This is a genomic window from Acinetobacter sp. T_3_1, assembly GCF_025377055.1.
GTDB classification, from domain to species: domain Bacteria; phylum Pseudomonadota; class Gammaproteobacteria; order Pseudomonadales; family Moraxellaceae; genus Acinetobacter; species Acinetobacter kookii.
The window spans coordinates 126,805-140,923 of record NZ_JACHVD010000003.1; the positions used below are offsets into that span (position 1 = coordinate 126,805).

The following is a 14,119-nucleotide window of genomic DNA, read 5'->3' on the forward strand; positions in this document are numbered from 1 at the left end:
TTTTAAAATATTCCTATCAGTCAAAAATACCAATTCAACGCTTAAAATGTAGATATTTTGCAGGGGTAAGTAAGGCATCCAGAGGTTGATCCCAGGTTTCGCGATGCAGGCGGAATTGAATCAATTGAAAGTCATGGGCAAGACCAAGCCGATAGGGCTTATGGGGGGCACTGGCCAGGGTTTTGTCGTAAAAACCGCCACCCATGCCTATGCGGGTGCCATAGAGGTCACAAGCCAGTAAAGGCATGATTAGAAAATCCAGCGTCGAAACATGCGCCCCACGCCCAGCCATCGGCTCTTTCATGCCCAAGGGATGATATGAAAACTGATTGTTTCGGTATTGTTGCTGCGTAATTTTGACCCAGTGCAATTGCTGGTTCATGCTACAAATCATCGGCAGATAAACCTGCTTATGCTTTTTAAAGCAGTATTCAATAATTTGTCTGGTATGAATCTCTCCAAAAGCTTGCAGATACACACCAATTTTTTTTGCATGCTGAAAATGTTTGAGCCGGATCAGTTGCTGAAGTACTTTTTGTTGTGCCTGTTTTTGTTGAAAGCTGGAAACGGCTCTGCGCTGATGTCGAAGTTGCTTGCGTAAAACTTTTAAATCCACGGACATCTTTTATTTGTTCCCAAAAAAATAGATAAATATTCATCTTATAAAGCAGTTTAACTGTTTTTCAGCTCTTTCAAAATCGGGCAACCGCTTTCACTGGTGGTTTTACATTCATCCACCCAACTGCTTAAACGGGTTTTGAGTGACTGCAATTCCTGAATCCTTTGATCAATTTTTTCCAGGCGTTGCTCTATGACATGCCTTACCTGTTCACGGTCTTCGAGTTGAAGTTGCAGTAATTCCTGTATTTCACTGAGCTGCAAACCTGCATCTTTGCCTTTTTGAATAAAGCTTAAGGTTTCAATGTCTTTGTCATTGTAATAGCGGTAGCTCTGCGTGGATTCAGGTACGCGCATTAAACCGATGCGCTGATAATAGCGGATGGTTTCGACGTTGACATGACAGTGTTTGGCCAGTTTTCCGATGGTGAGCATAAAATATCCTCAAATGACTTGACTCTGTACCTGGGTACAGACTTTATGCTAACACAATGAAAGAATAAAACAGGTGAGTCGGATGAATGAGCAACAAAAATCTTCCTGCTGTGCAAAACAGAATTCAGCTCTTGAATTAGTAACAGTTGATCCAGTATGTGGAATGAATGTGTCTGAGCATTCAGAACATGCTTTTGAATTTGAGGGGAAAAAATATTTGTTCTGTTGCCATGGCTGCAAACAGAAATTTATCAATTCTCCTGAGCAATACCTTCAGCAGCAAAACAAGCCAGCTTCCGGCTGTGGCTGTGCCAGTCGGGCAAAAGCTGCTGCATCATCCAGTTCGTGTTGTGGCAATCAAAAGGTTGAAGCAGAGCAATATATTGATCCTGTCTGTGGCATGACTGTGACAGATTTATCCAAACCGCACACTACATACCTAGATAAAAGTTATTATTTTTGCGGTCAGGGCTGTCTAGATAAATTTCAGGCCAATCCGGAACAGTATTTAGAAAAAAATAAACCTAAAGCTTCGGGCTGCGGTTGTGCATCTAAACCAAAAGCAGATGAAAAAAAGTCTTGCTGTGGTTCGCAAAATCAACCGCCAGTAGCGCAATCCTCAGGCTGTTGTGCGGGAACCAAAGCGCAAACCGTAGAGCAGGTAAGTGAAACAACGGTCGATCCCATCTGTGGCATGCAGGTGAAAACCGACTCTAAATGGCACAGCCAGTTTGAATCAAAAGAGTATTATTTCTGTTCAGAACGCTGTTTGACTGCATTTAACCAGCAGCCTGAGCAATATGTGCAGACTCAGCCAACAGCATCTTCCTGCTGCGGTTCAACAGCAAAAGTGGCCGTTGCAGAAAAGAAGTCCAGCTGCTGTGGCGGAACTCATCCTGCATCAGTACAAAATTCAGAGATCGATCCCGTGTGTGGCATGTCGGTAGATACTTCAACCGATTTAAAAACAGAGTATCAGGCGAAAACTTACTATTTCTGCAACCCGTCCTGCCTGGAAAAATTTAAAGGCGACCCCGAGTTTTATCTGCTTCCGGCAGACCAGCGACCTGTGCCAGAAGGCGCGGAAGATATGGACTATACCTGTCCGATGGACCCTGAAATTGTGCAGAAAGGGCCGGGAACCTGTCCCATCTGTGGCATGGCATTGGAGCCGATGCAGCCAAGCTTAAATGATGCCCCCAATCCTGAGCTGGTCGATTTCAGCCGTCGCTTCTGGATGACGTTGCCACTGACTTTAATTGTCTTTGCACTGGCCATGGGTTCGCATATTCATGCCTTTATTCCGCAGCATATTCAGCCGTGGATTGAACTGGTGCTGTCTATTCCCGTCATCCTTTGGGCAGGGAAACCTTTTATTGAACGCTGCTGGATTTCCTATAAAACCCGCAACCTGAACATGTGGAGCCTGATTGGTGTCGGAGTGCTGGCGGCATTTATTTACAGTCTTGTGGCGACGGTTTTTCCATCCCTGATCCCGATGCAGGCCAAAACCGGTCACGGTGTTGCCGTGTATTATGAAGCGGCCTGTATGATTGTGTCCTTGAGTTTGCTCGGGCAAATCATGGAACTGAAAGCCCGTGCCAAAACTGCAGACGCACTTAAATCCTTGCTGAAACTGCAACCGCATACCGCCAAACTAGTGCAGCATGATCAGGTGGTCGAAGTGGATATTGGCATGGTGAAACAGGGCGATATCCTGCAGATTTCTTCAGGGGACCAGATTCCACTCGACGGCATTGTGGTGGAAGGCAAAACCTATGTTGATGAAGCCATGATGACCGGTGAACCTGTTCCGGTGAAAAAAGAAGTTGATGACCGGGTGATTGGCGGTACGGTGAACCAGCAGGGCAGTATCCGTATTCAAACCACGGCAGTGGGTGCCAATACCACCTTGGCGAAAATGATTCAGACCGTGGCGGAAGCACAGCGTTCCAAAGCGCCGTTACAAAAACTTGCCGATGTATTTGCCAAATATTTTGTGGTGATTGTTCTGGCGATTAGTGTGTTGACCTTTATGGCGTGGATGCTCTTTGGCAAAGCCCAGTTTGATCTGGCGCTGATGTGTGCAGTGGCAGTACTGATTATTGCCTGTCCATGTGCTTTGGGGCTGGCAACGCCGATGTCGGTGATGGCCACCACAGGGCGGGCAGCGCAAAAGGGCGTGCTGTTTAAAGATGCAGAAGCGATTGAGGCTTTAAGCAAAGTCACCACTTTAATTGTCGATAAAACCGGAACTTTGACTGAAGGTAAACCGAGCCTGAAAGAGATTAAACTGCTTTCAGATACAGCTCAGCAAACGCAGGTGGAACAATGGATTGCCTCGATTGAACAGTATTCAACCCATCCGATTGCACAGACTTTAACCAGGCTGGTTCCGCATGAGCAACTGCTGAAAGTCATTGATTTTGAAGATGTCACCGGTTTTGGGGTGAAAGGGCAAATTGAGGGTCAAACCCTGTATGTGGGCAGTCAAAAGCTGATTGATCAGTTGGGTTTGCAGCTTTCTGCACATGCTCAGGCACAGCTGGATGCGCAACGCGAGAGCGGTAATGTGATCAGTTTTCTGGCCAATGAGCAGCAGGTGTTGGCCTATATCTCCATTCATGATGCGATTAAACACAATGCCCATCAGGTGATTGATCAGCTGATTGCCGATGGCATTGAAGTGGTAATGGCGTCTGGTGACCACGAACAGAATGCCAAGCTGGTCGCGGCTGAGCTGGGCATTCAGCAGGTCTATGGCAATTGTACCCCGACTGAAAAATTAGATTTAGTTAAGAAATATCAGGCGCAAGGCAAAGTTGTGGCAATGGCAGGTGATGGCATTAATGATGCACCGGCTCTTGCCCAGGCCAATGTTGGTGTGGCGATGGGCAATGGTACCGATATTGCCAAACAGACGGCTCAGGTGACTTTGGTCAAAGGTGATATTCGCGGTGTAGCCGATGCGATCCATATGGCAAAACTGGGCGTGAAGAACATGAAGCAGAACCTGGCATTCTCTTTTGTGTATAACGGCCTAGGTGTGCCGGTTGCGGCGGGTGTTTTTTATCCATTGACTGGGCTGTTATTAACCCCGATGCTTGCTGCAGTTGCCATGTCGCTGAGTTCGTTGTCTGTTGTGATTAATGCTTTGCGGCTGCAAAAGTCTAAATAACTGAATGCCAGAACTTAAATGAGATACCCAAGATGAAAATCTTGGGTATTTTTTTGCATAAAATATCAATCAATAATCAATCAATATGAGGGGGAGTAAAATTTAAAAATGTTTTAAAAAGAAAAATAAAGGAATAAATATTGTAATCAAGGTCACTGAGACTAATAAGAAAAAACACTCCGAAGATGCCGCTGCATGTCGTTACCCTGAACCCGAAGAAGTTCAAGGTGGACGCGACGCATACTTGCTGGGTTTCCCATTCGAAGATGGGCATACACTCTAAATATGCAGAACACAATCCGTAGATTTAAGTATCGGCAGGGATATAGACTCACTGGCGAACATCTCAGAGATAGAATAAGTATAACCAATAATGAGGTGTTGGCAAATCCTCAATGTGCAACAACTGTAAAGTTAAATCCCAAATGCTGATAGTTTATTCAATTTAACAAGAAATTAAACCAAATCCTCGACGTCTTCTAAAATGGTCGTCAGCAAGCGCTCGCAATGGGCATACTCTTGCAAGGATTTGTTCATTGAAAGAACTTCCTGCATCAGTTCAAGCGCCACCATAATAATCAGTTTACTTGGCTCGACACGTGGCGCTTTACGGCGAAAATCATCATATTTTTCATTTAACAGTTCAGCTGCACGCTCTAAATCAGCTTTTTCTTTTTCAGTGGTGGCTAAACGAAAATTATGGCCGAGTACACGCAATTCCACAGCAATTTGTTCACTCATGATTAAATATCCTCATTTGCATCGGCTGGGTGAGCAAGCTGTTGAATTTCTTGCGCATGCTGATCTTGAGCAGTACCTAAAATAGAAAGGCGCTGAATAATGGCTTCAACTTTGGCTTTTGCATGTTCATTTTTTTGTAACAATCTTTCACGTTCCTGCTGCAAGCCTTGAATTTCCTGTTGAGCAAGACGCTGACCATTTTGCATCTTTTCTTTAATGACACGTAATTCATTACGCTCAGCCAGAATTTCCTGAAAACGGTTCTTAAGATCGGTACAGCTTTTTTCCAGGCGGCTATAACGGTCTGCCAAGGAGGCTGCATCGCTATTCAATTGCTTGAATTGTGATTGGGTTTCGCTTAATTGCTCGCTCAGATTATCTATTTCTTCTTGTTTCTGGGTGATGATGCCATTTTTTTGCACAATTTGGGCATGATGGTGCTCGTTGGAATCTGCTTTTGCAGCATTGAGGGCATCATTTTCACTTTTAAAATGCGCAAGTCGCGTTTTTAAAACGCCAATATGCGCCTGTAGACGCTGTAATTCTTCTAACATATCGTAGTCGCACAGTATCGCAAACAAAGGTAATATATAAGAAGTATAGAGATTGGATAAGCGAATGCAAGACGATATTTCAGGTTGGTCGGAATGGCACCACAATTTTTCAAAAATTGAAGAGATTTCAAGTCCAAGTGAGTTACATGGGCTGCTAACGGGTATTGTTTGTGTTACTCAGGCACCCACCGGTGATGAATGGCAACAGATTTTAGCGACCCTTGAAATTCCGGCGCTAGAGCAGCAGGTTTTAGAGGTATTAACCGATGAAGCGGAAGATATTGCCCATGCTTTATCTGAAGATGAACTCGATTATTTGCCTTTGCTTCCAGATGATGAACATGTTCTTGCGGATCGTGTACAAGCCCTGGCAGACTGGTGTGCAGGTGTAGTATTGGGATTTGGTTTGGCTTCCGGTCATATCCGTCAGGATGAAATGGAACTGATTGAACATCTGCAGGATGTCGCAGCAGTCGAGTTTGATGAATCGGATGATGACGAAGAAGGCGAAGAAAGCTATCAGGAGCTTTACGAATTTGTGCGCTTGATTCCTGTCAGCCTGTCATTGGGACGCAAGAAAGTGGAAGTGGCAGAAACCCCATTGCTGCAAAACATCCAGCCGCAATTGCAAAAAAATACTGCGCCTACAGAAGCCAGCAGTGTAGTTGAAATGTTTACCCCGCATCGTCCGAGTTAATTCGGGCGATGGTGTTCAAGAACAGACCATTTAACTGACCCTTTAAAAGTGATCACCTACCCATAAAAGACAAAAGTACACTTAATGATGAAACTGACTCAAGCAGATTTTCAGGAACGTCGTGACCGCCTGGCAGAAGAAATGGGTCCGCACAGTATTGCAATTATTGCCACCAGTCCGGTTGCCCTGCGTAACCGCGATGCGGATTATAAATTCCGTGCAGACAGCAGCTTTTTCTATCTGACGGGCTTTGCAGAGCCTGAAGCCGTGGCGGTGATTGAGACTTTTGAGTCGATTGATGAAGGTTATACCTATAGTCTGTTCTGCCGTGAACGTAACCGCGAGATGGAAATCTGGAACGGTTACCGTGCCGGTGTAGACGGTGCAGTGGATGATTACGAGGCGGATGAAGCCTATGCCATTGACCTGCTTGATGAAGAAATTATCGAGAAACTGCACAATAAACAAAAGCTGTTCTATCGTATTGGTCATCAGGCCGATTTTGATGCTCGTGTAGCAAAATGGATTGCCAAAGCCAGTGGTGAATCACGCAAAGGTACTTCTGCACCTGCCCAAGTGATTCAACTCGACCGCATTGTGGATGAAATGCGTTTGCATAAATCTGAAAAAGAAATCAAGCTCATGCAGCTTGCATCGAATATTTCGGCAGAAGCGCATACCCGTGCCATGCAAACGGTGAAACCGGGCATGATGGAATATGCACTGGAAGCCGAGCTGAATTATATTTTTGGTAAAAATGGCTGCGTACCTTCCTATAACAGTATTGTCGGTGGGGGAGCCAACGCCTGCATTTTGCATTATGTGGAAAATGACAAAGCGCTGAATGATGGTGATCTGGTGCTGATTGATGCAGCCTGCGAATATCAGTTATATGCCTCAGACATCACCCGTACTTTTCCGGTCAATGGCAAGTTCAGTCCTGAACAGAAAGCCTTATATGAGCTGGTATTAAAAGCACAACTGGCTGCGATTGATGCCGTACGCATTGGCAATTCTTATAAGGAACCGCACAATGTGGCGGTACGCATTCTGGTTCAGGGTTTATTGGACCTTGGCATTATGCACGGTGATCTTGAGGAAATTATTGAAAAAGAAAGTTTCCGTCAGTTCTACATGCATGGTACCGGACACTGGCTGGGCATGGATGTGCACGATGTCGGTTCCTATAAACAGGATGGCGAATGGCGTGCCTATGAAGAGGGTATGGTGGTGACGGTTGAACCGGGTTTGTACATTGCACCTGATGATGAAACTGTCGATGCCAAATGGCGTGGCATTGGTATCCGCATTGAAGATGATGTGGTTGCTACCGAAAATGGGCCACTGGTGCTCACCAAAGATGTGGTGAAAACAGTGGAAGATATTGAAGCCCTGATGGCAAAAACCAAAGTCGCCTAAGCAATTTTTAGGATGAAAAGCCGGTCAGATGATCTAATGCCAGTCAGTTAAGAAACTGACTGGCATTTTCTTTGTAAATTCATGCCTGTATTTGATATGTGGGAACGTCATCCGCAACTGTTTGAGGCAGGACTACAATAAAAAATGATTGTTTCTGCGATAAATGTGCTAGTTGATAGTGGCTGACGAGTTTTGCGGATGACAAATGCCTTTGGTTACTTTGGGCGAAACCAAAGTAAGAAATTGGCTGCAAATATTTGATTTAAAACGATAAGAATCCGCCATGAATTACTAAAATTAAGGAGTTTATTTCTAAACTCCACTCCTTAACTGATCAGCATTAGGTCAGATGATCGGCTTTTTTACTTACGTTTATCGCGAATAACTTAAATAAAACCAACCCAGTTAAAATTTAAAGTTTAAAAACTGACACGACTTCAACACAAGAAATCGGTTATTAGCATCAAAGCAACATATTAAATCTGCGTTCTTTCCCATAATTTCTTTGATCCTTAAATAAACTAAAGAACAGTGGGAGAAAAATGATGAGATTAAATACGATCGACTGGATTGCTTACGCTTTGGCGATTATTGGTGGCCTGAACTGGGGCTTAATTGGTGCATTTGATTTCAATTTAGTTGCTGCTATTTTTGGTGAAATGAGCGTTCTAACCAGGATTATCTATATCTTGGTGGGCTTGTCGGCACTCTACCTGATTTATACAGGCACGAAATTAGGCAGAACAGTGCATCATGAGCCTCAGACAAGAGTGGTGCGTTAGCAGATCACGACCGAATACAAAGACCGACTTGAAACCTCATGAAGACGATTTTTCTGTAATCTGTAGCATCGTGTTATGAGAATTTCATTGAGTCTGGAAAAACGGAGCTTAAGTTCCGTTTTTTTACGTTTCGAGATTGAAACATGACGGTTTTCCCGAGGAAAATTTCATCTCCATACAGATTTGAAGCCCATCGCTTCAACATGTTTTTTCATGGTGGCTATTTGAGGAATATCACCACGATGTTTAGCGCCTAAGCATTAAACATTTTTTATGGAGCCAAGACAGCGAGGGAATAAGCCGAGTTTGACTGAAATCCATTCAGCATTGGATATCATCTATAAGGGGCAGTGCTAATTCATTATAAAAATGCATTTCTTTGAGGTAATATAAAATCAATCAAGATTATAAGTATCTAGACCTGATAGATACGACATAAAAGGATCAAAACATGCAGCAAGAAGTGATCATCGTCGGTGGTGGTATGGTCGGGCTAAGTTTAGCCTTGATGTTGGCTAAGGCAAACATTGCAGTGAAGCTGCTCGAAGCCATTAAGTACCCCAATTATGATGATGCCAATCTTGTACCCTATCATTCCAGTTTTGATGCGCGTAACAGTGCCTTGTCACGCCGTAGCGTACAAATTTATCAGGAACTGGGTTTATGGAATTCCTTGCAGGAACATGCCACACCAATTCTGGAAGTGCATATTACCGAACAAGGCAGCTTTGGTAAGGCGCGTTTAAAAGCAGAACAGGAAAAAGTCGAAAGCTTTGGCCAGGTCATCGAAAATGCCTGGCTTGGTCGTGTACTACTTACGGAAGTACGTAAACAGCCTTTAATTGAACTGATTGATGGCGTACAAGTGACCTCACTGACCCAAGATGCCGATTGGGCTTATATCGAAGCACAACTTGGCGATGAAACCTTATCCTTACAAGCAAAACTGCTGATCGCTGCCGATGGCCGTGATTCATTCTGCCGTAAAGCCCTGGGCATTGGGGCATCGGTACATGACTATGACCAGGTGGCGATTGTCACAACCGTACAAACCTCAAAACCGCATAAGCATGTCGGTTTTGAGCGATTTAGCCCGCTTGGACCTTTGGCGCTGTTGCCATTGCCGGGTGAATATCGCCGTTCGGTGGTATGGCCAGTGCAAAAAGGCACAGAAGGCGAATGGCTGGGCGATGAAAACGATCAGCACTTTTTGGATGCCCTGCAACACACCTATGGTGACCGTGCCGGTAAATTCCAGAAAACTGGTCGGCGTTTTAGCTACCCATTGTCGCAAGTGCTTGCAGAAAAACAGGCGGTGGGCCGTGTGGTGCTGATGGGCAATGCAGCCCATACCATCCACCCGGTAGCCGGCCAGGGCTTTAACCTGTGCATGCGTGATGCCTATGTCTTGCTCCGTTATTTAACCGAACAAGTTGCACAGCAAGCCGATTTGGGCGATGCAGCAATGCTGCAAGACTACGAAAAATCCCGTCTGACCGATCAGCAACGCGTAATTAAATTCTGTGATTCAGTGGTCCGTGGTTTTAGCAATAACAATCCCGTTCTAAAATTCATTCGGAATACAGGCTTGGTCGCTTTTGATACCATCCCAGGCATTAAGCCTTTGGTGGCCAATTATGCAATGGGGTTAAAAGCATGAGTCCAGTTCAAGCTGATGTTTTCGATGTCGTCATTATTGGTGGTGGTCTGGTCGGTGGTCTGACAGCATTATTACTGGCACAAGGTGGCGTGCAGGCCACGGTACTGGATGCTGCTCCAATCCTGGATGCCGGGAAAACCAAAAGTGTTGCCAACCCGCGTGTGCTGGCGCTCAGCCAGGCGACCATTCATTTATTGAAAACGGTGGGTGTCTGGGAAAAGCTGGCACGCCAGCAGCCCTATACAGGCATGCAAGTGTGGAATAAAAATGGCTATGGTGAAATTAACTTTGGGCATGCAACAGCGCAGACGCCATCGGTTGAGCAAGCTTTGGGGTCGATGGTCGAGCCAAGTTTATTGAACCTGGCCATTCAGGAAAAAATGCTGGAGCAGCTTCAGGATTATCGTACTCAGGTCAAGGTCACAGCTATAGAGCAGGGTGTGGGGGGAATCTGGCAGATTCACCTGGCAGATGGTACCCAATTAAAAACCAGACTGCTGATCGGCGCGGATGGTGCAAATTCCTTTGTCCGTGAACAGGCCTTTATTGACCTGGATATTCTGGATTATAAACAGGCCGGTTTGAGCTGTGCCATTCGAACGGCCCAGCCGCATCAGCATGTGGCCCGTCAGATTTTTCTGGAAACTGGCCCATTGGCCTTTTTACCGATGGCCAGTTTAAAGCCGGAACAGGAAGGCTATTGGCAATCTATTGTCTGGACATTGCCAGACGATTATGCGGAAGAATATGCAGCCTTGAATGATGCCGATTTTACTGCGTTGCTCACGCGTGAAAGTCATCACATGCTGGGTGAGGTGTTAGAGGCAACACCACGGGCACAGTTCCCGCTGAAAGCACGTGCCGCACAGCAGTATGTCAAAGCCGGTTTAGCCTTGATTGGAGATGCTGCACATGTGATTCATCCACTGGCCGGTCAAGGGGTCAATATTGGCTGTCTGGACGCAGCCATTTTATGCGATGCACTGTTGCATGATCTGAAACGTGGCGTATGGGCACATGAACAGACCTTGCAGCGCTACGAACACCGCCGCAAAGGCCAAAACGATGCCATGATGCACAGCATGTCTGCGATTGGATGGATGGAAAGAACCCCGCTTTTCCCCGTGGTGTGGGCACGAAATTTCGGCTTGAAACAAGTGGAACAACATGCCGCATTAAAAGAAGCTTTTATGTCTCAAGCCAACGGATTGCAGATCTTAAAAGATACACGATATGCGGTTTAAGCAGGAAAAACTGTTTTTTGTACAAATATTTATATAAGGTTACTTTTTTGATTAAAAAAGATACGATTTTTTTTAAATTGACCCTATGCGAAAGCTAAAGAGATTGCTAAATTTCTTCCTAGTTCACAATCAATTTAAATTGGATGGATAGACGTCATTTTTGGGGAGAAAGGAAGATGACAGATATGAATGACTACGATGATGTAGAAGACACTGCAGTCGATGAAGATGAAGCAAAAGCTGCTGAAAAAGGTGCATCTGACAGTGATTCAGTTGCAACTGATGGTGATGTAGCTGAAGCCGAAACACTGACAGTGACTGCTAAACTGAAACAGCGTCAAGCTTTGGAAGATGAAGTGGCTGCTTTCCTTGCTCGTGGCGGTCGCATCACTGAAGTACCTGCAGACGAGTCAGCAAAAGATTAATAGATTCTTTTGCCAGCTTGGCTACAAAATAAAAAAGCATCACTTTTCGTGATGCTTTTTGCTTTTAAACCTGCTTTTAACCGTACAGCCACTTAGACCTTATTGCTGAGTTCCAAAGCGCGTTGATATGCCACTTTCTTTTTTATTCCCGTTAAATCTGCGGCCAATTGTGAAGCGGCCTTGACGGATAAATCCTGTAATAAACGGGTCAAGAGCTGGTCCAGTTTTTCCTGCTCCAGATCCTTTTCTTCAGTTGCACCGCCAATCACCAGCACAATTTCACCCTTTTGCTGGTTGTGGTCAGCTTCAATAAACTGAACCAGTTCTGCCAGGGTCATCTTTTTGATGGTTTCAAAGGTCTTGGTAATTTCACGGGCAAAACCCACAGGACGATCGGCACCAAACACCTGTGCCATATCTTTCACCGACTCTAAAATACGATGCGGTGCTTCATAAAAAATCAGGGTTTGGGTTTCATCTTTCAATTTTTCCAGCTGGCTGAGACGTTGGCTTTGGCGTGAGGGCAAGAAACCTTCAAAACTAAAGCGGTCACTCGGCAAGCCGACAGAACTGAGCGCCGCAATGGCGGCACAGGCACCTGGAACCGGAATAACGCGAATATGATGTTCTTGTGCCGCACGAACCAGTTTAAACCCCGGATCGCTAATCAGTGGCGTACCCGCATCACTGATCAGGGCCATATTTTCGCCATTCAGCAAGCGCTGGATCAAGATGTCAATTTTATTACTTTCATTATGTTCGTGACAGGCAGTCAGTGGAGTTGCTATATTAAAGTGCTTTAATAATTGAGCGGAAGTACGCGTATCTTCTGCCGCAATGATACTTACAGACTTTAGAATATCAATAGCACGATAAGTAATGTCATCTAAGTGCCCAATTGGGGTTGCTACAACAAATAACTGAGCACTCATAAGGTTTCTCCAATGTTGAATAATAATAAAAAAATAATTGGCTTCATCCTGTATTGCATTTTCAATCACGCTCAAGCTGAAGTGTTGGTCATTTTACCTGAATCGGGGCCTATGGCGCGAGCCGGATTAAGTGTCAAACAGGGTTTTATGAGTGCTTATCAGGCATCAGAGCTGGAAACACCCATTAAATTTGTAAACTCGGACAAAAAACCGATTGCGCAGTTGCTTAAACAAAATGTCAATAAAAAAACCCAAATGATAGTTGGGCCTTTGCCACGTCAGGATGTGGAAGCTTTAATCAAGATACAGCCGAAGGTTCGGGTTTTGGCCCTGAATGAAGTATCCTCACAATCTGCAAAGGTAGGACAATTTAGCCTGTCCAAGCAGGATGATGCAGTGGCGCTGAATCAGGTATTGCAGAATGACCAAATCAAAGAGCTGTATGTGTTGCAGCAAAAAGACTCGGAAACTGACAATGAACTGTTTCTGATTTCTTTACTCACTGAAACCAATTATCCTCTGAATTTAATTGAAGAAATACCCAAAAAGTTAAATAAACATACTGGTTTGTTGCTACTCGGAAACAATGCCTGGCTGAATAAACTGCCCAAGCTGCCGCATAAAAACATCTATATTTTACCGAATGCCATTGAACAAGATCAGGTATTGCCTGTAGGGGTAAAGTTTTGTGATGCGCCGGCCTTATATGAATCTGAATGGCCAGATGTCATCCAGGCCGCTCAAGCAAACGCCGCTTCCATGGCCTATCAGCGCCTGATCGCTTTTGGTGGGGATGCCTGGCATATTGCGAGCCAGTATTTAGCCGAACCCAATTTAAAAAGTATGCAGTTCCAGGGGCGGACCGGACTGATTCAAGTCAATAACAATCAAATCCAGCGCATTCCACACTGTTATGAACATACCAAAAAGGGAATCAAGGGATTGTAATGTCAAATCTTCCGGCGCATTTAAATCTGGGACAATGGGCTGAACAGCAGGCTTTAACATTATTACAGGCCCAAGGCTTTCAGCTGGTTGTGGCAAATTATCATTGCCGTTACGGGGAAATTGACCTGATTGTACAGCAGGCCCAGGAACTGGTTTTTGTCGAAGTCAAGGCGCGTTCAGTGACCCAGTATGCCCAATCCTTCGAAAGCATTTCTTTATCCAAACAGCGCAAAATGATGAAATCGGCACTGTGCTTTTTGCATGCCCATCCGGAATTGCAAACCTTTTATTGTCGTTTTGATGTGATTTGTTTTGATTTTCTTCAACAATTTGCAAAAACCATACAGCAAGATTTTTCCAAATTCACTTATGATCAACAATGGATTGAAAATGCTTTTACTTTTGATGAAGAGTTTATTAATCTTTGAACAAAATCATAGCGTAAATGCTGACATAAAATAGAACTGAATAATGAGGAGTCTTGCT

14 protein-coding genes and 1 other RNA gene are annotated in these 14,119 nt (G+C 44.7%); 9 read left to right on the forward strand and 6 right to left on the reverse strand.

All coding sequences use genetic code 11. The features are described from left to right. Positions 1-34 precede the first annotated feature (34 nt). Positions 35-622, reverse strand: coding sequence for a 5-formyltetrahydrofolate cyclo-ligase (locus tag H4I94_RS05490; RefSeq protein WP_092819939.1), 588 nt, complete (start codon positions 620-622; stop codon positions 35-37). A gap of 50 nt (positions 623-672) precedes the next feature. Continuing rightward, positions 673-1,053 carry a MerR family transcriptional regulator gene (locus H4I94_RS05495; protein ID WP_261182142.1) on the reverse strand — a complete coding sequence of 127 codons (381 nt, stop codon included), beginning with the start codon at positions 1,051-1,053 and terminating at the stop codon, positions 673-675. 82 nt (positions 1,054-1,135) lie between these two features. Here H4I94_RS05495 and H4I94_RS05500 point away from each other — a divergent pair, with 82 nt between their 5' ends. Continuing rightward, entirely contained in the window at positions 1,136-4,231 is a 3,096-nt protein-coding gene (locus tag H4I94_RS05500) for a heavy metal translocating P-type ATPase (protein WP_261182147.1), read from the forward strand. Between the two features lie 172 nt (positions 4,232-4,403). Here H4I94_RS05500 and ssrS read toward each other — a convergent pair. From ssrS to H4I94_RS05515, 3 genes are all read right to left on the reverse strand, one after another. Next, positions 4,404-4,587: non-coding RNA, 6S RNA (ssrS, locus tag H4I94_RS05505), on the reverse strand. 100 nt (positions 4,588-4,687) lie between these two features. Continuing rightward, on the reverse strand, positions 4,688-4,972 hold the full coding sequence (locus H4I94_RS05510) for a cell division protein ZapA (RefSeq protein ID WP_092819936.1): 285 nt from the start codon (positions 4,970-4,972) through the stop codon (positions 4,688-4,690). A gap of 2 nt (positions 4,973-4,974) precedes the next feature. Beyond that, the gene (locus H4I94_RS05515) at positions 4,975-5,526 is read right to left on the reverse strand and encodes a hypothetical protein (RefSeq protein WP_261182156.1); all 552 of its coding nucleotides are present in this window, start codon (positions 5,524-5,526) and stop codon (positions 4,975-4,977) included. 64 nt (positions 5,527-5,590) lie between these two features. Between H4I94_RS05515 and H4I94_RS05520 the strand changes: the two genes are divergently transcribed. The 6 genes from H4I94_RS05520 to H4I94_RS05545 all read left to right on the forward strand — a co-directional run bounded on the left by H4I94_RS05520 (position 5,591) and on the right by H4I94_RS05545 (position 11,753). Beyond that, entirely contained in the window at positions 5,591-6,223 is a 633-nt protein-coding gene (locus H4I94_RS05520) for a UPF0149 family protein (protein WP_092819934.1), read from the forward strand. Between the two features lie 87 nt (positions 6,224-6,310). Continuing rightward, complete coding sequence (gene pepP / locus H4I94_RS05525) at positions 6,311-7,642, forward strand: Xaa-Pro aminopeptidase (protein ID WP_261182432.1); 1,332 nt, start codon at positions 6,311-6,313, stop codon at positions 7,640-7,642. A 545-nt stretch (positions 7,643-8,187) separates the two neighbouring features. Further along, entirely contained in the window at positions 8,188-8,424 is a 237-nt protein-coding gene (locus H4I94_RS05530) for a DUF378 domain-containing protein (protein WP_261182158.1), read from the forward strand. Between the two features lie 451 nt (positions 8,425-8,875). Then, complete coding sequence (ubiH, locus tag H4I94_RS05535) at positions 8,876-10,084, forward strand: 2-octaprenyl-6-methoxyphenyl hydroxylase (RefSeq protein WP_261182160.1); 1,209 nt, start codon at positions 8,876-8,878, stop codon at positions 10,082-10,084. Next, positions 10,081-11,328, forward strand: a complete 1,248-nt coding sequence (locus H4I94_RS05540; protein WP_261182162.1) for an FAD-dependent monooxygenase — start codon at positions 10,081-10,083, stop codon at positions 11,326-11,328. Before ubiH ends, H4I94_RS05540 begins: the two co-directional genes overlap by 4 nt. A gap of 176 nt (positions 11,329-11,504) precedes the next feature. Beyond that, entirely contained in the window at positions 11,505-11,753 is a 249-nt protein-coding gene (locus tag H4I94_RS05545; RefSeq protein WP_086194938.1) for a hypothetical protein, read from the forward strand. A 92-nt stretch (positions 11,754-11,845) separates the two neighbouring features. Here H4I94_RS05545 and rsmI read toward each other — a convergent pair whose 3' ends face one another. After that, the gene (rsmI, locus tag H4I94_RS05550) at positions 11,846-12,685 is read right to left on the reverse strand and encodes a 16S rRNA (cytidine(1402)-2'-O)-methyltransferase (protein ID WP_092819929.1); all 840 of its coding nucleotides are present in this window, start codon (positions 12,683-12,685) and stop codon (positions 11,846-11,848) included. 12 nt (positions 12,686-12,697) lie between these two features. Here rsmI and H4I94_RS05555 point away from each other — a divergent pair, with 12 nt between their 5' ends. Beyond that, entirely contained in the window at positions 12,698-13,633 is a 936-nt protein-coding gene (locus tag H4I94_RS05555; RefSeq protein WP_261182165.1) for a penicillin-binding protein activator, read from the forward strand. Beyond that, positions 13,633-14,061 carry a YraN family protein gene (locus tag H4I94_RS05560; protein WP_092819927.1) on the forward strand — a complete coding sequence of 143 codons (429 nt, stop codon included), beginning with the start codon at positions 13,633-13,635 and terminating at the stop codon, positions 14,059-14,061. Before H4I94_RS05555 ends, H4I94_RS05560 begins: the two co-directional genes overlap by 1 nt. The last annotated feature ends 58 nt before the right edge of the window (positions 14,062-14,119 follow it).